Genomic DNA, 17,586 nt, shown 5'->3' with positions numbered 1-17,586 from the left:
GGGTTCGCTGTAGGTTGAGCGGGCGCGCCGGGGCCCCGCCCGAGGGCGCGCCATCCCATCGGACGTCTTGAGGCCTACCTACCGTGTTCCTGACGATCAGTACCACCGGCACCCCGGAGCGACCCGCGACCGACCTCGGTTTCTTGCTGCACAAGCATCCCGACAAGGCGCAGGCGTTCTCCACCTCCTACGGCAGGGCGCACGTCGTCTATCCGGAGGCGTCCGCCGAGCGGTGCACGGCGGCGCTGCTGCTGGAGGTGGACACGGTGGCGCTGGTGCGGCGCGGCAAGGGCAAGGGCCGCGGCGGTGCTCCCGACGCAGCCCTCGCGCAGTACGTCAACGACCGCCCGTACGCGGCGTCCTCGCTGCTCGCCGTCGCGCTGAGCGCCGTGTTCACCAGCGCGATGAAGGGGCAGTGCAACGCCCGGCCGGACCTGCCCGCGCAGCCGTTGCCGCTGCGGATCGAGGTGCCCGCGCTGCCCGCTCGCGGCGGCGCCGACCTCGTGCGCAAGCTGTTCGAGCCGCTCGGCTGGACGGTCGCCGTGGAACCCGTGGCCCTCGACACCGAGTTCCCCGAATGGGGCGACTCCCGCTACGTACGCCTGGTGCTGGAGTCCGGAGAGACGGACCTGACGCTGGCCGAGGCGCTGCGCCACCTCTATGTCCTGCTGCCGGTCCTCGACGACGCCAAGCACTACTGGGTGGCGTCCGACGAGGTCGACAAGCTGCTGCGGGCCGGCGACGGCTGGCTCCCGGACCACCCGGAGCAGCACCTGATCACCAGCCGCTACCTCTCACGCCGCTGGTCGCTGACGCGTGAGGCCATGGAGCGACTGGAGCTCGTACGGCTGGCCGAGGCCGACGACAGCGCGGTCGAGGAGATCGACAACGCGGTCGAGGACCAGTCCGGCACCGGGGAGCCGGACGACTCCGACGGGCCGGGTGCCGTCGGTGGGCCTGCCGCCGGTGAGGCAGCGGGCGCCGGGACCGTCGGCGGCACCGAGGGCGCCGAGGCGAAGCCGGTGCCGCTCGCGGTGCTGCGGCGCGACGCCATCCTCGCCGCACTGCAGTCCTCCGGCGCCGGGCGCGTACTCGATCTCGGTTGCGGCCAGGGCCAGTTGGTGCAGGCGCTGCTCAAGGACCCCCGGTACACCGAGATCGTCGGGGTCGACGTGTCGATGCGGGCGCTCACCATCGCCGCGCGCCGGCTCAAGCTGGAGCGCCTCGGGGAGCGGCAGGCGGCACGTGTCAAGCTCGTGCAGGGCTCGCTCGCCTACACCGACAAGCGGCTCAAGGGGTACGACGCCGCGGTGCTGAGCGAGGTCGTCGAACACCTCGACCTGCCCCGACTGCCGGCGCTGGAGTACGCCGTCTTCGGTTCCGCACGTCCGAGGACCGTCCTGGTGACGACGCCGAACGTCGAGTACAACGTCCGCTGGGAAACCCTCCCGGCCGGTCACACCCGGCACGGCGACCACCGCTTCGAGTGGACCCGCGAGGAGTTCCGCACCTGGGCCGCGGCGGTGGGCGAACGACACGCCTACGACGTGGAGTTCACGTCCGTCGGCCCCGACGACCCCGAGGTGGGGCCCCCGACCCAGATGGCCGTGTTCACCCTGCGCGCCGCACCGCACGACAAGCCGGCGAAGACCCCGGTCACGAAGGAGGAGAAGGCCGCATGACGGACGAGACCCGCACGACGCGTACCCTGCCCGTCACCGACCTCTCCCTCGTGGTGCTGATCGGGGCGTCCGGCTCGGGCAAGTCGACGTTCGCCCGGCGCCACTTCAAGCCGACGGAGGTCATATCCAGCGACTTCTGCCGCGGCCTCGTCGCCGACGACGAGAACGACCAGAGCGCCAGCCGCGACGCCTTCGACGTGCTGCACTACATCGCGGGCAAGCGCCTCGCGAGCGGCCGGCGCACCGTCGTCGACGCGACCAGCGTGCAGCAGGAGAGCCGCCGCCAGCTGATCGACCTGGCGAAGGAGCACGACGTACTGCCCATCGCCATCGTGCTCGACGTGCCGGAGGAGGTCTGTGCCGAGCGCAACGCCGCGCGCACCGACCGCGCCGACATGCCGCGCCGCGTCATCCAGCGCCACACCCGCGAACTCCGGCGCTCGCTCAGGCACTTGGAGCGGGAAGGGTTCCGGAAGGTGCACGTCCTGCGCGGCGTGGAGGAGATCGAGCGCGCCGAGGTCCGCACCGAGAAGCGGTACAACGACCTCACCCACCTCACCGGGCCGTTCGACATCATCGGCGACATCCACGGCTGCGCCTCGGAGCTGGAGACGCTGCTCACCCGACTCGGTTACGTCGACGGGGTGCACCCCGAGGGGCGTACGGCCGTCTTCGTCGGCGACCTCGTCGACCGCGGCCCGGACTCCCCGGGCGTGCTGCGGCGCGTGATGTCGATGGTCGGGTCCGGCGATGCGCTCTGCGTGCCGGGCAACCACGAGAACAAGTACGGCCGCTACCTGAAGGGCCGCAAGGTCCAGCACACGCACGGCCTCGCCGAGACGATCGAGCAGATGGAGGGGGAGAGCGAGGAGTTCAAGCGGCAGGTAAGGGAGTTCGTCGACGGGCTGGTCAGCCACTACGTGCTGGACGGCGGGCGCCTCGTGGTCTGCCACGCCGGACTGCCCGAGAAGTACCACGGGCGCACGTCGGGCCGGGTGCGCTCGCACGCGCTCTACGGCGACACGACCGGTGAGACGGACGAGTTCGGCCTGCCGGTGCGCTACCCGTGGGCGGAGGACTACCGGGGCAGCGCGGCCGTGGTGTACGGCCACACCCCGGTTCCCACGGCCACCTGGCTGAACAACACCATCTGCCTGGACACGGGCGCGGTCTTCGGCGGCAAGCTCACCGCGCTGCGCTGGCCGGAGCGCGAACTGGTCGACGTACCCGCCGAGCAGGTCTGGTACGAGCCGACCAGGCCGCTGGCCACCGAGGCGCCCGGCGGGCACGAGGGGCGCCCGCTCGACCTCGCGGACGTGCACGGCAGGCGGGTCGTCGAGACCCGGCACGCCGGACGGGTGTCCGTCCGCGAGGAGAACGCGGCCGCGGCGCTCGAGGTGATGAGCCGGTTCGCCGTGGACCCCCGGCTGCTTCCGTACCTGCCCCCGACCATGGCGCCGACCGCCACCTCGCACGTCGACGGCTACCTGGAGCACCCCGCCGAGGCCTTCGCGCAGTACCGGGAGGACGGGGTCGCGCGGGTCGTGTGCGAGGAGAAGCACATGGGATCGCGGGCCGTCGCGCTGGTCTGCCGCGACGCCCGGACGGCCCGTGAACGGTTCGGTGTCGGCGGCGGCGAGGAGGGGCCCACCGGAGCGCTGTACACCCGCACCGGCCGGCCCTTCTTCGACGACTCCGCGGTGACCGAGGAGATCCTCGGCAGGCTGCGGACCGCCGCGACCGAGGCGGGACTGTGGAAGGAGCTGGAGACCGACTGGCTGCTGCTCGACGCCGAGCTGATGCCGTGGTCGCTGAAGGCGTCCGGGCTGCTGCGCACCCAGTACGCGGCCGTGGGAGCGGCCTCCGGGGCCGTGTTCCCGGGCGCGCTGGCGGCGCTCGAGGGGGCGGCGGCCCGGGGGGTCGACGTACGGGACCTGCTGGCCCGGCAGCGTGAACGGGCGGCGGACGCGGCGGCGTTCACGGCCGCGTACCGGCGCTACTGCTGGACCACGGACGGTCTGGAGGGCGTGCGTCTGGCGCCCTTCCAGATCCTCGCCGTCCAGGGCCGCAGCCTCGCCGCTCTCCCGCACGACGAGCAGCTCGCGCTCATCGACCGGCTCGTCGAGCACGACGGGAGCGGTCTGCTGCAGACCACCCGGAGGCTGTTCGTGGAGACCGGCGACGCGGAGTCCGTGCAGGCGGGCGTCGACTGGTGGCTGGAGATGACGGGGCGCGGCGGCGAGGGCATGGTCGTCAAGCCGGTGCAGGCCGTGGTGCGGTCCCCGCAGGGACGGCTGGTGCAGCCCGGGATCAAGTGCCGGGGGCGCGAGTACCTGCGGATCATCTACGGAGCCGAGTACACGCGGCCCGAGAACCTCGCGCGGCTGCGCGGGCGCTTCCTGAACCACAAGCGGTCCCTGGCGATCAGGGAGTACGCGCTGGGGCTGGAGGCGCTGGACCGGCTCGCCGACGGTGAGCCGCTGTGGCGGGTGCACGAGGCGGTGTTCGGGGTGCTGGCGCTGGAGTCCGAACCGGTGGATCCCCGTCTCTGACCGGTCCGTCCTCCTCGGCCCGCTCCGGCCTGAGGCGGGGTGGCCGGGGCGCCGGGTCCCTGCCCTCGACCCCGGTTCTGCCCTGGCCCGGGCGGACTCTGGGGTGGGGCTCCGCCCTACGCCGGGGCGGGCTCTGATGCGGGGCTCCGTGTCAGGCCGGGGCGGGCTCCGACGTGGGGCTCCGTGTCAGGCCGGGGCGGGCTCCGACGTGGGGCTCCGAGTCAGGCCCGGGGCGGGCTCCGACGGGCTCCGCCCCAGGCCCCGCTCCTCAAACGCCGGAGGTGCTGAATTCCCCGGCCGGGGCTGCGTTCCGGTGGGTGGTTCGGCCTGCGACGGGTCGCGTTCGGGGCCGCTCAGGCCAGCAGGCGCAGCCGAGACTCCGCCACTCCCACCCGGACCGTCTGTCCCCATGTCAGTTCCACCGCGTCGGACTCCATCCCGTCGCCGAAGGCGATGAGGCGGTCGGACTCGACGGTGAGGGAGAGGCGGGCCCCGGCCGCGAGGCCGCCGGCCACGAACGACGTGCCGGTGACCGGCGACGGCCAGGCCTCGCGGACGAACCACAGCAGCCGGTCCTCGGTGGGGCCCGGCAGGGGGAGCCGGCCGCCCCGCTCCTGCCACACGGACCGCAGCCACCCGGTCGCGCCCGTCCCGGTCCCCACGAGGACCCCGGACGAGGCCTGGGGCTCGACGGCACCCCTGTCGCCGTCGAGCCCCAGCCGGTAGCGGGCCGTCTGATGGCCCGCGGCTCCGAGGTAGATCTCGTTGAGGGCGACCAGCCGCTGGGTGTCGTCGGCCACCGCCTCGACCATGGTGAGGTCGTCGGTCCGCCCGCTCCGGGCGACCACGGAGGCCAGCAACGCGCCCGCGTCCCGGGGCCGATGACGCACCAGCACCGCCGGGTTGCGGCCGGGGTCGGTGTCGACCCCGACGACGGGCTGCCCCGAGAGGTACTTGGCGACGTTGGCCACGAGCCCGTCCTGGCCGACCACGACCACGACGTCCTCGGGCGCGAAGAGGAAGCGGTCCAGGTCGCGCCGCTCCACTCGGGCCTGACGCCAGGTCAGGGGCACCGCCGCGGCGACCTCGGCCAGCGCCTCGCGGGTACGCCGGTGCCGCTCGGCGACCTCCGTGACATCCCGCCCCCGGGAGGCCAGGAAGAACGCCGCCTGGCCGTGCGTGCCGTGCCGGGCCAGCAACTCCTCGTACTCCGTGGTGCGGTGCACCAGCACCGCGCGGGGTGCCAGGCTCACGCCGGGTCCCCGGAGCCGCCGAACCTGGCCAGCAGCCCCGTCAGCACGTCCGGCGACACCGTGACGCTGTCGATCCTGGGCAGGTTCTCCGCCAGCCGGGTGCCCGTCAGGGCGTGCAGCGTGGCGATGTCCGCCTCCCCGTGGACCCGCAGCCAGGCGGCCTGCGCCTCGGCACGCGCCTCGCCGACCTCCCGCGCCGCCTGGGCCTCCGCCGCGGCGAGGCGGACCGTCCGCGTGGCCTCGGCCTCGGCGAGGCGCACCGTCCGGGCCGCCTCCGCCGTGGCACGCACGGCGTCCGCCGCCGCGTGCTCCTCCGCCTCGCGGCGGGCGTTCGTCCCGCGCTGATCGACCAACTGCTCCTCGCGGCGGGCGAGTTCGATCTGGCTGGCCAGTTCGTTCTCGGCGATGGCCCGCTCCCGCTCGACCGCCACGGCGCGGCGCTCGTACGTCGCCTTGTCCGCGTCCTGCTGGATCTGCTCCCGCGCCGGGGTCCGCAGGGCCCGCTCCACCTCGGGCTCGGGGCGCAGGGCCACCACCCGGACGGCGACCACCTCGATGCCGGTCGCGGGCAGGCGCGGCTCCGCCGCGAGGGCGCCTGCGATCCGCTCGCGCACCGCGGCGACCCCGTCCACCAGTGCCGACGCCAGCGGCGTCCGGGCCAGCACGTCCAGCGCGTGCTGCTGGGCCGTCTCGGTCAGCAGGGTGCCCAGCTGTTCGAGGGGCGCGCCGCGCCACACGCCCGTGTCGGGGTCGATGGAGAAGTCGAGCCGGCCGGCGGCGAGGCCGGGGTCGCTGATTCGGTAGGTGACGGTCGCCTGGACGGCGACGTCCTGGAAGTCGGCGGTGCGGGCGTGGAAGGTCATCGCCAACTCGCGGTCGTCGACCGGGACTTCGGAGAGCGCGGCGCTCAGTGCGCGGTACCAGAAGCTGAGCCCGGGCCCGTCGTGGACCAGCCGGCCCGACCGATGGTGGCGTACATGAGTGGTCGGCGCACCCCGCAGGTGGCGCCAGCCGAGGCGCCGGGTGATGTCGGCCATGGAACAACCCCCTCGTCGCCGGGCGGTCCGCGGAACGCTCCGGTCGTTGTCGTCACTGAGACGATAAAGGGAGGAGCCGCTTATCGTCAAGAGGACGAAATCAAGTGGGCGGGTTCGTGCCGATCGGCGGGTGAACACGCGTCCGGATGGTCAGGATGGAGTCATGGGATTCCACGTCGACTCCGAGGCCGGGCGGCTGCGCCGCGTCATCCTGCACCGGCCGGACCTCGAGCTCAAAAGGCTCACCCCCAGCAACAAGGACGCCCTGCTCTTCGACGACGTGCTGTGGGTGCGCCGGGCGCGCGCGGAGCACGACGGGTTCGCGGACGTCCTGCGTGACCGCGGCGTCGCCGTCCACCTCTTCGGCGACCTGCTCACCGAGGCCCTGGAGATCCCGGCGGCCCGCTCCCTCGTGCTGGACCGGGTGTTCGAGGAGAAGGAGTACGGTCCGCTGGCGACCGACCACCTGCGTGCCGCCTTCGAGGTCATGTCCGCCCCCGACCTGGCCGCCGCGCTGGTCGGCGGCATGACCAAGCGGGAGTTCCTGGAGGCCCACTCCGAGCCGATCTCCGTGCGCTTCCACGTCATGGACCTCGACGACTTCCTGCTCGGCCCGCTGCCCAACCACCTGTTCACCCGGGACACCTCCGCCTGGATCTACGACGGGGTGTCCATCAACGCGATGCGCTGGCCGGCGCGCCAGCGGGAGACCGTGCACTTCGAGGCGATCTACCGGCACCATCCGCTCTTCCGCGACGAGTCCTTCCATCTCTGGTCGGAGGGGCAGGCGGACTACCCGTCCACCATCGAGGGCGGTGACGTCCTCGTCATCGGCAACGGTGCGGTCCTCATCGGCATGAGCGAGCGGACGACGCCCCAGGCGGTGGAGATGCTCGCGCACAAGTTGTTCGCGGCGGGCTCGGCCCGCACCATCGTGGCGCTCGACATGCCCAAGCGGCGGGCCTTCATGCACCTCGACACCGTGATGACGATGGTCGACGCCGACATCTTCACGCAGTACGCGGGGCTCGGCATGCTCCGCTCCTACACGATCGAGCCGGGTGCCGGGGACAGGGAACTCAAGGTCACCGACCATCCGCCGGAGCACATGCACCGCGCGATCGCCGCGGCCCTCGGGCTCAGCGAGATCCGCGTCCTGACCGCCACCCAGGACGTGCACGCGGCGGAGCGGGAGCAGTGGGACGACGGCTGCAACGTCTTCGCGGTCGAGCCGGGCGTCGTCATCGCCTACGAGCGGAACTCGACGACCAACACGCATCTGCGCAAGCAGGGCATCGAGGTGATAGAGATCCCGGGCAGCGAACTCGGCCGGGGGAGGGGCGGCCCCCGCTGCATGAGCTGTCCCGTCGAGCGGGACGCCGTATAGGCCGCACGGTCCTGCGCGGGGAGAGGGCGGACGGCGAGCGGGCTCGGGCGCACGCGGCGAACGGCGCCGTATAGAAATGTTGAGGGTCGTATAGAATTCCAAGGTCCCCGTCTTCGTAACCCTGGAGCGCCCCCATGGCGACAGTCCCGACCGCCCTCGCCGGCCGCCACTTCCTCAAGGAGCTCGACTTCACCGCGGACGAGTTCCGCGGTCTGATCGAGCTGGCCGCGGAGCTCAAGGCGGCCAAGAAGGCGGGCACGGAGACGCGGTACCTGAGCGGGCGCAACATCGCGCTCATCTTCGAGAAGACCTCGACGCGGACCCGCTGCGCGTTCGAGGTCGCGGCCGCGGACCAGGGTGCCTCCACGACCTACCTGGACCCGTCCGGTTCGCAGATAGGGCACAAGGAGTCCGTGAAGGACACCGCGCGCGTGCTCGGGCGCATGTTCGACGCGATCGAGTACCGGGGCGACAGCCAGGCCGGCGTCGAGGAGCTCGCCGCGTACGCCGGAGTGCCGGTCTACAACGGCCTGACCGACGACTGGCACCCCACCCAGATGCTGGCCGACGTGCTCACCATGACCGAGCACAGCACCAAGCCGCTCGACGGGATCGCCTTCGCCTACCTCGGCGACGCCCGCTTCAACATGGGCAACTCCTACCTGGTCACCGGCGCGCTGCTCGGCATGGACGTGCGGATCGTCGCACCGCGGGCGTACTGGCCGGCCGAGGAGATCGTCGCCCGGGCGCGCAAGCTCGCCGAGCAGAGCGGCGGCACCGTCACGCTCACCGAGGACGTCGCCGAGGGCGTCCGTGGCGCCGACTTCGTCGCCACCGACGTCTGGGTCTCCATGGGCGAGCCCAAGGCGGTGTGGGACGAGCGGATCGCCGCCCTGGCCCCGTACGCCGTGACCATGGAGGTCCTGCGCGCCACCGGCAATCCCGACGTCAGGTTCCTGCACTGCCTGCCGGCCTTCCACGATCTGGGCACCAAGGTCGGCCGGGAGATCCACGAGACCCACGGGCTCGACTCGCTGGAGGTCACCGACGAGGTCTTCGAGTCGGCGCACTCGGTCGTCTTCGACGAGGCGGAGAACCGGCTGCACACGATCAAGGCGATCCTGGTCGCGACCCTCGCCTGACCTGCGGGCCCGCCGACCGAGGCGGGCCCGGGCCTCCCCGGGGCCGATCGCAACCGTTCGTCTAACGCTTCCGCCGCATCTCCCCGTACGATCCTCGGCGAGCCCGGAACCATCCCTTCCGCGGCCCGTCCCGCGACCGACCCCGTCGCGCCCCCGCACCACCGAAATGAGCACCACCCGCATGCCCGCTCCACGCACCGAGACCGCCGCCCGCAGCAGGCGCGCTCCCCGCATCAAGTCCACCGAGCTCCTGGTCGCCGAATCCGGCGCGGACCTCGAAGGCCATGGCCTCAAGCGCACCATGGGCCTCTTCCAGCTCGTCTGCTTCGGCGTCGGCGCCATCGTGGGCACCGGCATCTTCGTCGGCCTGTCCGACTCGGTCGGCCAGGCCGGGCCCGCCGTGGTCCTCTCGTTCGTCCTCGCCGCGCTCACCTGCGTCTTCACCGCGTTCTCGTTCGCGGAGCTCGGGGGAGCCATCCCGGTCTCCGGGTCCTCGTACTCCTTCGCCTACGCCGGGCTCGGCGAGGGCACGGCCTTCCTGGTCGGCTGGTGCCTGCTCCTGGAGTACGGCGTCTCCGTGTCGGCCGTCGCGGTCGGCTGGAGCCAGTACGTCAACGAACTGCTCAACAGCGTGATCGGGGTGCAGCTGCCCGACGCGGTGTCCGCGGGGCCGGCCGACGGCGGAGTCGTCAACCTCCCGGCGGTCGTCGTGATCGCGCTGGCCTCGGTCCTGCTGGTCCGCGGAGTGCGCGAGAGCGCCCGCGCGACGGCCGCCATGGCGGTCCTGAAGCTGGCCATCCTCGTGCTCTTCTGCGCCATCGGCTTCACCGCCTTCAAGGACGGCAACCTGAGCCCGTTCTCGCCCGCCGGACTCGGCGGCATCGGCGCGGGCACCACGGCGGCCTTCTTCTCGTACATCGGCTTCGACGCGATCACCACCGCCGGCGAGGAGGCCAAGAACCCGCGCCGCAACATCCCGATCGCGATCCTGATCTGCATCGGCCTGGTCACCCTGCTGTACTGCGCGGTCGCCCTCGCCGCGATCGGCGCCATCGGCGCGGACCAGGTCGGCGGCCGGCCCGCGGCGCTGTCCTACGTCGTCAACGAGGTCACCGGCTCCACGGTCGGCGGCGGGATCGTCGCCTTCGGCGCGGTCGTCGCGATCGCCTCGGTCGTCCTCGCCGTGATGTACGGCCAGACGCGCGTCCTGATGTCCATGGCCCGCGACGGACTCGTTCCGCGCGTCTTCGAGCGGGTCTCCCCGAAGACCTCGACCCCGGTGTCGGGCACCCTCATCGTCGCGGTGGTCTTCGCGGTCCCGGCGGCCTTCTCGTCGCTGGACGCGGTCGTCGACCTGACCACCATCGGCACCCTGGCCGTCATGGCCGTCGTCAACATCGTGGTGATCGCCCTGCGGCGCCGGGAACCGGGCCTCGCCCGGACGTTCCGCGTGCCGCTCTACCCGGTCGTGCCGGTGCTCGGCGTCGGCTTCTGCCTCTACCTGATGTACGAGACCGGCTGGACGACCTGGCTCCAGTTCGGGGTGTTCCTGGTGGCCGGACTCCTGGTGTACCTGGGCTACGGGCGCCGCCACTCCCGGCTCGCCACGGCCGGGCCGCTCGCGGGCGCTCCCGGTGGCGACGAGACGGCGCGGTCCGCTACGGGCGCGGAGGCCGGGCGTACCGACGCTGCGGCGGCACGACAGGAAGTCTGAACCAGACCGCCTTGCCGGACTCGGTGGGGCGGTGGCCGCAGGAGGAGCTGAGGGTGCGGATGAGGAGCAGTCCGCGCCCGTGCTCCTGCCAGGGGTCGGGCGGCCCGGCCTGGTGCGGGATCGTGAGGTCCCCCGGCGGCGCCGGGTCCGGGTCGTGGACCTCGACCTGACAGCCCGACGGCAGCAGCTCCACCACCAGCTCTATCGGACCGTCCCCGGCGGTGTGCTCCACGGCGTTGGCCACCAGCTCCGCCGTCAGAAGTTCGGCGGTGTCGCTGTCGGCCGCGTGCTCCAGCTCCGCCAGCGCCGTCCGGACCAGCGCACGGGCGACGGGCACCGCGGCAGCCGTGTGCGGCAGCGCGATGCGCCAGGAGGCGGGGGCGGGGGGCGGCTCGTGCAAGGCGGGTCCGTTCATCAGCAGGCTGTCCTGCTTTCAACATAGGAATGGTACGGCTTGCCCGGACAGAGGCGCTCGGCGGGCGGTGGCCGGGACGTTCGTCCCGCCTACCGGGCTGCGTACCCAGGCGAACGGCCCGCCTCCCACGGATGCTCCCGCCGTTACGCGGTTATCGATGATCCGTGACTCCGTGACTCCGGGATGCGTAACGCCGTGACCCCGTCGCGGCGCCCGCGGTGCTCCCGGCCGGCCTATCGCGTAGTCGTGACGACAGTCACAGACGAGTGATAACTTCGTGGTGCAGCCGTACGCACCCGTGGGCGGCCGTGGGAGGCCGCCCGTCGGGCGCCGCCGACGCCGCCCCCGTCCGAGGAGGCCGCCCGTCATGAGTCCCTTCACCGGCTCCGCCGCCCGCACCGCCGACTGGGAGCACGTGCGGTGCGCGATCGCCGACGGCGTCGCCACGGTCACCCTGGCCCGCCCCGAGAAGCTCAACGCGCTCACCTTCGGCGCCTACGCCGACCTGCGCGACCTGCTCGCCGAACTGGCCCGCGAGAAGTCCGTGCGCGCGCTCGTGCTGGCCGGCGAGGGCCGCGGCTTCTGCTCCGGCGGTGACGTCGACGAGATCATCGGCGCCACTCTGTCCATGGACACCGCGCGGCTGCTCGACTTCAACCGGATGACCGGGCAGGTTGTGCGGGCGCTGCGGGAGTGCCCGTTCCCGGTGATCGCGGCGGTGCACGGGATCGCCGCCGGCGCGGGAGCCGTCCTGGCCCTCGCCGCCGACTTCCGGGTGGCCGACCCCTCCGCCCGTTTCGCCTTCCTCTTCACCCGGGTCGGTCTGTCCGGCGGCGACATGGGCGCCGCCTATCTGCTGCCCCGCGTGGTCGGACTCGGGCACGCCACCCGGCTGCTGATGCTCGGCGAAGCGGTGCGGGCCCCCGAGGCCGAGCGGATCGGCCTGATCAGCGAGCTGACCGAGGAGGGCCGCGCCGACGAGGCGGCCCAGGCCCTCGCCCACCGCCTCGCCGACGGCCCGGCACTCGCGTACGCCCAGACCAAGGCGCTGCTCACCGCCGAACTGGACATGCCGCTCGCCGCCGCCGTGGAGCTGGACGCCGCCACCCAGGCCCTGCTCATGAACGGCGAGGACTACGCGGAGTTCCACGCCGCCTTCAGCGAGAAGCGCGCGCCCAGGTGGCAGGGGCGATGACCGTGCGGGGCGCCACGACGGCACGGTCGCGGGGCGTGGACGCGGCCCTCGGGCGGGGACTGCGGGTCGCCGTCATCGGGGGCGGGCCCGGAGGCCTCTACGCCGCCGCCCTCCTCAAGCGGCTGCGCCCCGACCGCGAGGTCACCGTCTGGGAGCGCAACGCGCCCGACGACACCTTCGGCTTCGGCGTCGTGCTCTCCGACGAGACACTCGGCGGCATCGAGCACGCCGACCCCGTCGTCTACGAGGCGCTGCGGGCCGAGTTCGTGCGCTGGGACGACATCGACATCGTGCACCGCGGGGAGTGCCACACCTCCGGCGGCCACGGCTTCGCCGCGCTCGGCCGGCGCCGCCTCCTGGAGATCCTGCACGAGCGGTGCCGTGCCCTCGGCGTGGAGCTCCGTTTCCGGACCCCGGCGCCGCCCGCGGCGGAGCTGACGGCGACCCACGACCTGGTCGTCGCGGCCGACGGGGTGCACAGCTCGACCCGGCAGGCACACGCCGAGGTGTTCGGCCCCTCCGTCGAGGAACACCGCTGCCGCTACATCTGGCTCGCCGCCGACTTCGCCCTCGACGCCTTCCGCTTCGAGATCGCCGAGACCGAGTACGGAGTGATGCAGCTGCACGGCTACCCCTACTCCCGCCCGTCGCCGGGCCGGCAGCCCTCGACGGGGTCCACGGGACCGGAGAGCCCGCTCGGCTCCTCCACCGTCATCGTCGAGATGCGCGAGGAGGTCTGGCGGGCCGCCGGATTCGCCGGACTGGACGAGCAGGAGTCCGTGGAACGCTGCGCGAAGATCTTCGCGGAGGCGCTCGGCGGGCGGCCCCTGCGCTCCCACAGGTCCGCCTGGACCACCTTCCGCACCGTCGTCAACGACCGCTGGTCGCACGGCAATCTGGTCCTCCTCGGCGACGCCGCGCACACCGCCCACTTCTCCATCGGCTCCGGCACCAAGCTCGCGGTCGAGGACGCCCTCGCGCTGGCCGCCTGTCTGGAGGAGCGGCCCACGCTCGGCGGGGCGCTGGCCGCGTACGAGGCGGAGCGGCGCCCGGTCGTCGCCTCCACGCAGCGCGCCGCACGCGCCAGCCTGGAGTGGTTCGAGAACCTGGGTCTCCATCTCGACCAGCCCGCCCGCCAGTTCGCCTTCAACCTCCTCACCCGCAGCCGCCGCGTCACCCACGACAACCTGCGGCTCCGCGACGCGCACTTCGTCGAGTCCGTGGAGCGCGAGTTCGGCTGCCCGCCCGGGACGCCGCCGATGTTCACCCCGTTCCGGCTGCGCGACCTCGTCCTGCGCAACCGGGTCGTCGTCTCGCCCATGGACATGTACTCGGCGGTGGACGGTGTGCCCGGCGACTTCCACCTCGTCCACCTCGGGGCGCGGGCGCTGGGCGGCGCCGGGCTGGTCATGACCGAGATGGTGTGCGTCAGCGCCGAGGGACGCATCACCCCGGGCTGTGCCGGGCTCTACACCCCCCGTCAGGGCGAGGCATGGCGCCGGATCGCCGACTTCGTGCACAGCAGGTCACCGGGCACGGCGATCGGCGTCCAGCTCGGCCATTCCGGCCGCAAGGGGTCGACGAAGCTGATGTGGGAGGGCATGGACGAGCCGCTGGACGACGGCAACTGGCCGCTGGTGGCCGCCTCCCCGATCCCGTACCGGCCGGACGGCCGGACGCCGCGCGAGGTCAGCCGGTCCCAGCTCACCGACATCCGGGAGCAGTTCGCCGAGTCGGCGCGCCGTGCCGCCCGCTGCGGCTTCGACCTGCTCGAACTGCACTGCGCCCACGGCTATCTGCTCTCCGGGTTCCTCTCGCCGCTCACCAACCGGCGGACCGACGCCTACGGAGGATCGCTCGCCGCGCGGCTGCGGTTCCCGCTCGAAGTCTTCGACGCGGTACGGGCCGTGTGGCCGGCGGAGCGCCCCATGACGGTGCGGATCTCCGCGACCGACTGGGCCGAAGGGGGCAACACGGCCGACGAGGCGGTGGAGATCGCCCGTGCCTTCGCCGCGCACGGTGCCGACGCGATCGACGTCTCGACGGGCCAGGTCGTCGCCGGCGAACAGCCCGACTACGGCCGTTCCTACCAGACGCCGTTCGCCGACCGGATCCGCAGCGAGACGGGCGTCCCGGTGATCGCGGTCGGCGCGATCTCCTCCTGGGACGACGTCAACTCCCTGATCCTGGCCGGGCGTACGGATCTGTGCGCACTCGCCCGGCCGCACCTGTACGACCCGCACTGGACGTTGCACGCGGCGGCCGAGCAAGGGTATGCGGGGGCGGGTGCCGTCTGGCCGGAGCCGTACCGGGCGGGCAGCCGGCGCCCGCAGACCGGCCGCACGGACGCCCCCAGGCCCCGCCACGGACTGGGGACGTGAACGCGCCGGTGCCGTCGGACGCGTGCCACCCGTCGCCGGGCAGCCCGGGTCACTCCGTCGGGGAGATGCCCGCGAACTCCGCCCCCGCGTCCCGCAGCCGCTCGTGCAGCGCCCGGAAGACGGCGGCCGAGCGCACGCCCGGCCAGTCCCCGGGCAGCAGCCCGGCCGGCAGCCCCGGATCGGTGTACGGCAGGTGGCGCCAGGAGTCCAGGGCGAGCAGGTAGTCGCGGTACGCGTCCTCCGGCGGGGTGTCCGCGCGCCGCTCCCAGTCGAGCAGGACGGGCGCGTGACGGTCGAGGAACGCCTCGTGCTGCTTGGCGATCGCGGAGAGGTCCCACCAGCGCGCGACGGCCTCCGTGGTCGCCGCGAAGCCCAGGTGCTCGCCGCGGAAGAGATCCACGTAGGGGTCGAGCCGCAGCCGGGCCAGGGTGTGCCGGGTCTCCTCGTACAGCCGGGCGGGGGCGATCCACACACCGGGAGCCGCCGCACCGAAGCCGAGCCCGGCCAGCCGGGAGCGCAGCACATGGCGCTTCTGCCGCTCCGACTCCGGCACGGAGAACACCGCGAGCACCCAGCCCTCGTCCCGCGGCGGCGCCGCCGCGTACACCCGCCGGTCGCCGTCGTCGAGCAGCTGCCGTGCGTCGGGCGACAGCGCGTACCCGGCCGCGCCGCCCGCTGTGCGCTCCGGCAGGAGCAGCCCTCTTCGCTTGAGCCGCGACACCGACGACCGTACGGAGGGCGCGTCGACGCCGACCGCGGCGAGGAGCCGGATCAGCTCGGCGACCGGCACGGGACCGGGTGCGAAGCGGCCGTAGGCGCCGTAGAAGGTGACGATGAGGGACCGGGGGGCGTGCTGCTCGGACACGTTGATCACTCTAAAGCGTAGATCATCCCGGTCGGCCGTCCCCGGGGGTGCGATCGCCGTCCCCCGGCGTGCCCGGGACGGTCGCGCGCAGCCGGAACCGCTGGAGCTTCCCCGTCGCCGTGCGCGGCAGCGCGTCCAGGAAGACGATCCGGCGCGGGCATTTGTACGGCGCCAGCTCGGACTTGAGGAACGCGCACAGCGACTCGGCGTCCCGCCGCGCGCCGGGGCGCAGGACCGCGTACGCCACCGCGATCTGCCCGCGCGCCTCGTCGGGATGCCCCACCACCGCCGTCTCCACCACGTCCGGGTGGCGCAGCAGCGCCTCCTCGACCTCGGGTCCCGCGATGTTGTACCCGGCCGAGACGATCATGTCGTCGGCTCGGGCGACGTACCGGAAGTAGCCGTCCGGGTCGCGCACATAGGTGTCGCCGGTGAGGTTCCAGCCGCCGCGCACGTAGTCCCGTTGCCGGGGGTCGGCGAGGTAGCGGCAGCCGACGGGCCCGCGCACGGCGAGCAGTCCCGGTTCGCCGTCGGCGACCGGTTCGCCCGAGTCGTCCACGACGCGCGCCTGCCAGCCCGGCACCGGCAGCCCCGTCGCACCCGGCCGGATCGCCTCGTCGGCCGCGGAGATGAAGATGTGCAGCAGCTCCGTGGCGCCGATGCCGTTGATGATCCGCAGGCCGGTGCGTTCCCGCCAGGCGCGCCAGGTCGCGGCGGGCAGGTTCTCGCCGGCCGAGACGCACCGGCGCAGCGACCCCACGTCGTGGGCGTCCAGGTCGTCCAGCATCGCGCGGTACGCGGTCGGGGCCGTGAAGAGCACCGACACCCGGTGCTCGGCGATGGCCGGCAACAGCTGCCGGGGACCGGCCTGTTCGAGCAGCAGGGAGCTGGCGCCGGCTCTCAGCGGGAAGACCACGAGCCCGCCGAGCCCGAAGGTGAAACCCAGTGGGGGACTGCCGGCGAAGACGTCGTCCTCCCGCGGCCGCAGCACGTGCGCGGAGAAGGTGTCCGCGATCGCGAGCACATCGCGGTGGAAGTGCACACAGCCCTTGGGGCGTCCTGTCGTGCCGGAGGTGAACGCGATAAGCGCGACGTCGTCCGCGGCGGTGTCGGCCGGCGGGTACGGCTCGGCGGGCGCGCCGGTGATCCGCGACAGCAGGTCGTCGGGTGCGTCCCCGCCGTACGTCGTCACCCGCAGTCCGTCGACCTCCGCCTTGACCAGGTCGTCCACGGAGCGGATGTCGCACAGCGCGTGGGTGGCCCGGGCGATCCCGCACATCGTCCGCAGCTCGTGGGGGCGTTGCTGGGCCAGCACCGTGACGGCGACCGCGCCGGCCTTCAGTACCGCGAGCCAGCACGCGGCCAGCCAGGGCGTGGTGGGGCCGCGCAGCAGCACGCGGTTTCCCGGTACGACGTCCAGCTCGCCGGTCAGGACGTGGGCGATCCGGTCGACGCGGTCGAGCAGCTGCCCGTACGTCCACGCGGGGCCGGAGACCGTACGGAACACCGGGCGCCCGGCGCCGAACCGCTCCACCGTGCGGTCCAGCAGTTCGACGGAGCAGTTCAGCCGGTCGGGATAGCGCAGCCCGGGCAGCTCGAAGAGGAGGTCGGGCCACTGGTCCGGCGGCGGGAGATGGTCGCGCGCGAAGGTGTCCACGTGGGCCGAGACCGACGACTGCTGTGGGCTGCCGGTCGTGCCCGTGGCGTTCGCCGGGGTCCTGGCGTCCCCGGGCTGGGTGGGGTCCATGGCCGTTCGCCCCCTTGTCGTGGTGGGCTCGCACGAGGAGCGTATCGTGTTGGTGACGACAGTCAACGGTCCGCGATACGGTCGGGGGGAGCACTCGGAGCCGCCTCCGCCTCGGCGGGCGCCGGCGTGGCGGCGGGGGGGGGGGGGGGGGGGGGGGGGGGGGGGGGGGGGGGGGGGGGGGGGGGGGGGAGGGGAGGGGGGGGGGGGGGGGGGCGG

Annotated in this window: 12 protein-coding genes; 7 read left to right on the top strand and 5 right to left on the bottom strand. The window is 73.2% G+C overall.

Going from position 1 to position 17,586, the window contains the following annotated elements; all coding sequences use genetic code 11:
- Positions 1 to 83 precede the first annotated feature (83 nt).
- Positions 84 to 1,682: a 3' terminal RNA ribose 2'-O-methyltransferase Hen1 gene (locus tag ACZ4NT_RS21215; protein WP_121406583.1), complete on the top strand. Its 1,599-nt coding sequence runs from the start codon at positions 84 to 86 to the stop codon at positions 1,680 to 1,682.
- Positions 1,679 to 4,234 carry a polynucleotide kinase-phosphatase gene (locus ACZ4NT_RS21210; RefSeq protein ID WP_121406584.1) on the top strand — a complete coding sequence of 852 codons (2,556 nt, stop codon included), beginning with the start codon at positions 1,679 to 1,681 and terminating at the stop codon, positions 4,232 to 4,234. Before ACZ4NT_RS21215 ends, ACZ4NT_RS21210 begins: the two co-directional genes overlap by 4 nt.
- A gap of 353 nt (positions 4,235 to 4,587) precedes the next feature.
- On the opposite strand, the gene ACZ4NT_RS21205 is transcribed toward ACZ4NT_RS21210, so the two are convergent.
- Both ACZ4NT_RS21205 and ACZ4NT_RS21200 read right to left on the bottom strand, forming a co-directional pair.
- On the bottom strand, positions 4,588 to 5,487 hold the full coding sequence (locus ACZ4NT_RS21205; protein WP_121406585.1) for an NAD(+)/NADH kinase: 900 nt from the start codon (positions 5,485 to 5,487) through the stop codon (positions 4,588 to 4,590).
- Positions 5,484 to 6,524 (bottom strand): SPFH domain-containing protein, encoded by a 1,041-nt coding sequence (locus tag ACZ4NT_RS21200; protein ID WP_121406586.1) that lies wholly within the window; start codon positions 6,522 to 6,524, stop codon positions 5,484 to 5,486. The genes ACZ4NT_RS21205 and ACZ4NT_RS21200 overlap by 4 nt, the downstream gene beginning before the upstream one ends.
- 163 nt (positions 6,525 to 6,687) lie before the next feature.
- On the opposite strand from ACZ4NT_RS21200, the gene ACZ4NT_RS21195 reads away from it, so the two are divergent.
- From ACZ4NT_RS21195 to ACZ4NT_RS21185, 3 genes are all read left to right on the top strand, one after another.
- On the top strand, positions 6,688 to 7,911 hold the full coding sequence (locus tag ACZ4NT_RS21195) for an arginine deiminase (RefSeq protein ID WP_183117057.1): 1,224 nt from the start codon (positions 6,688 to 6,690) through the stop codon (positions 7,909 to 7,911).
- Positions 7,912 to 8,045: 134 nt separating this feature from the next.
- Positions 8,046 to 9,053: an ornithine carbamoyltransferase gene (argF, locus tag ACZ4NT_RS21190; protein WP_467726902.1), complete on the top strand. Its 1,008-nt coding sequence runs from the start codon at positions 8,046 to 8,048 to the stop codon at positions 9,051 to 9,053.
- A gap of 181 nt (positions 9,054 to 9,234) precedes the next feature.
- A complete protein-coding gene (locus ACZ4NT_RS21185) occupies positions 9,235 to 10,767 on the top strand; it encodes an amino acid permease (RefSeq protein WP_467726900.1) in 1,533 nt (510 codons plus the stop codon).
- Here the strand turns inward: ACZ4NT_RS21185 and ACZ4NT_RS21180 are convergent.
- On the bottom strand, positions 10,712 to 11,182 hold the full coding sequence (locus ACZ4NT_RS21180; RefSeq protein WP_121406590.1) for an ATP-binding protein: 471 nt from the start codon (positions 11,180 to 11,182) through the stop codon (positions 10,712 to 10,714). The genes ACZ4NT_RS21185 and ACZ4NT_RS21180 overlap by 56 nt on opposite strands.
- A 367-nt stretch (positions 11,183 to 11,549) precedes the next feature.
- Between ACZ4NT_RS21180 and ACZ4NT_RS21175 the strand changes: the two genes are divergently transcribed.
- On the top strand, positions 11,550 to 12,377 hold the full coding sequence (locus ACZ4NT_RS21175; RefSeq protein ID WP_467726898.1) for an enoyl-CoA hydratase family protein: 828 nt from the start codon (positions 11,550 to 11,552) through the stop codon (positions 12,375 to 12,377).
- Positions 12,374 to 14,758, top strand: a complete 2,385-nt coding sequence (locus ACZ4NT_RS21170; protein ID WP_467726896.1) for a bifunctional salicylyl-CoA 5-hydroxylase/oxidoreductase — start codon at positions 12,374 to 12,376, stop codon at positions 14,756 to 14,758. Before ACZ4NT_RS21175 ends, ACZ4NT_RS21170 begins: the two co-directional genes overlap by 4 nt.
- A gap of 49 nt (positions 14,759 to 14,807) precedes the next feature.
- On the opposite strand, the gene ACZ4NT_RS21165 is transcribed toward ACZ4NT_RS21170, so the two are convergent.
- Together ACZ4NT_RS21165 and ACZ4NT_RS21160 are read right to left on the bottom strand one after the other, a co-directional pair.
- The gene (locus ACZ4NT_RS21165) at positions 14,808 to 15,632 is read right to left on the bottom strand and encodes a PaaX family transcriptional regulator C-terminal domain-containing protein (RefSeq protein WP_121406593.1); all 825 of its coding nucleotides are present in this window, start codon (positions 15,630 to 15,632) and stop codon (positions 14,808 to 14,810) included.
- Positions 15,633 to 15,645: 13 nt separating this feature from the next.
- Complete coding sequence (locus ACZ4NT_RS21160) at positions 15,646 to 17,370, bottom strand: AMP-binding protein (RefSeq protein WP_467727028.1); 1,725 nt, start codon at positions 17,368 to 17,370, stop codon at positions 15,646 to 15,648.
- Positions 17,371 to 17,586: the final 216 nt, after the last annotated feature.

The organism is Streptomyces sp. NPDC026417, from assembly GCF_055567695.1.
This window is presented reverse-complemented; position numbering and strand designations above follow the sequence as displayed.

Coding starts and splice junctions, on each gene's coding strand:
- ACZ4NT_RS21210 (WP_121406584.1), top strand. CDS start 1,679: ATGACGGACGAGACCCGCACGACGCGTACCCTGCCCGTCACCGACCTC.
- ACZ4NT_RS21200 (WP_121406586.1), bottom strand. CDS start 6,524: ATGGCCGACATCACCCGGCGCCTCGGCTGGCGCCACCTGCGGGGTGCG.
- ACZ4NT_RS21195 (WP_183117057.1), top strand. CDS start 6,688: ATGGGATTCCACGTCGACTCCGAGGCCGGGCGGCTGCGCCGCGTCATC.
- argF (WP_467726902.1), top strand. CDS start 8,046: ATGGCGACAGTCCCGACCGCCCTCGCCGGCCGCCACTTCCTCAAGGAG.
- ACZ4NT_RS21185 (WP_467726900.1), top strand. CDS start 9,235: ATGCCCGCTCCACGCACCGAGACCGCCGCCCGCAGCAGGCGCGCTCCC.
- ACZ4NT_RS21180 (WP_121406590.1), bottom strand. CDS start 11,182: ATGAACGGACCCGCCTTGCACGAGCCGCCCCCCGCCCCCGCCTCCTGG.
- ACZ4NT_RS21175 (WP_467726898.1), top strand. CDS start 11,550: ATGAGTCCCTTCACCGGCTCCGCCGCCCGCACCGCCGACTGGGAGCAC.
- ACZ4NT_RS21170 (WP_467726896.1), top strand. CDS start 12,374: ATGACCGTGCGGGGCGCCACGACGGCACGGTCGCGGGGCGTGGACGCG.
- ACZ4NT_RS21160 (WP_467727028.1), bottom strand. CDS start 17,370: ATGGACCCCACCCAGCCCGGGGACGCCAGGACCCCGGCGAACGCCACG.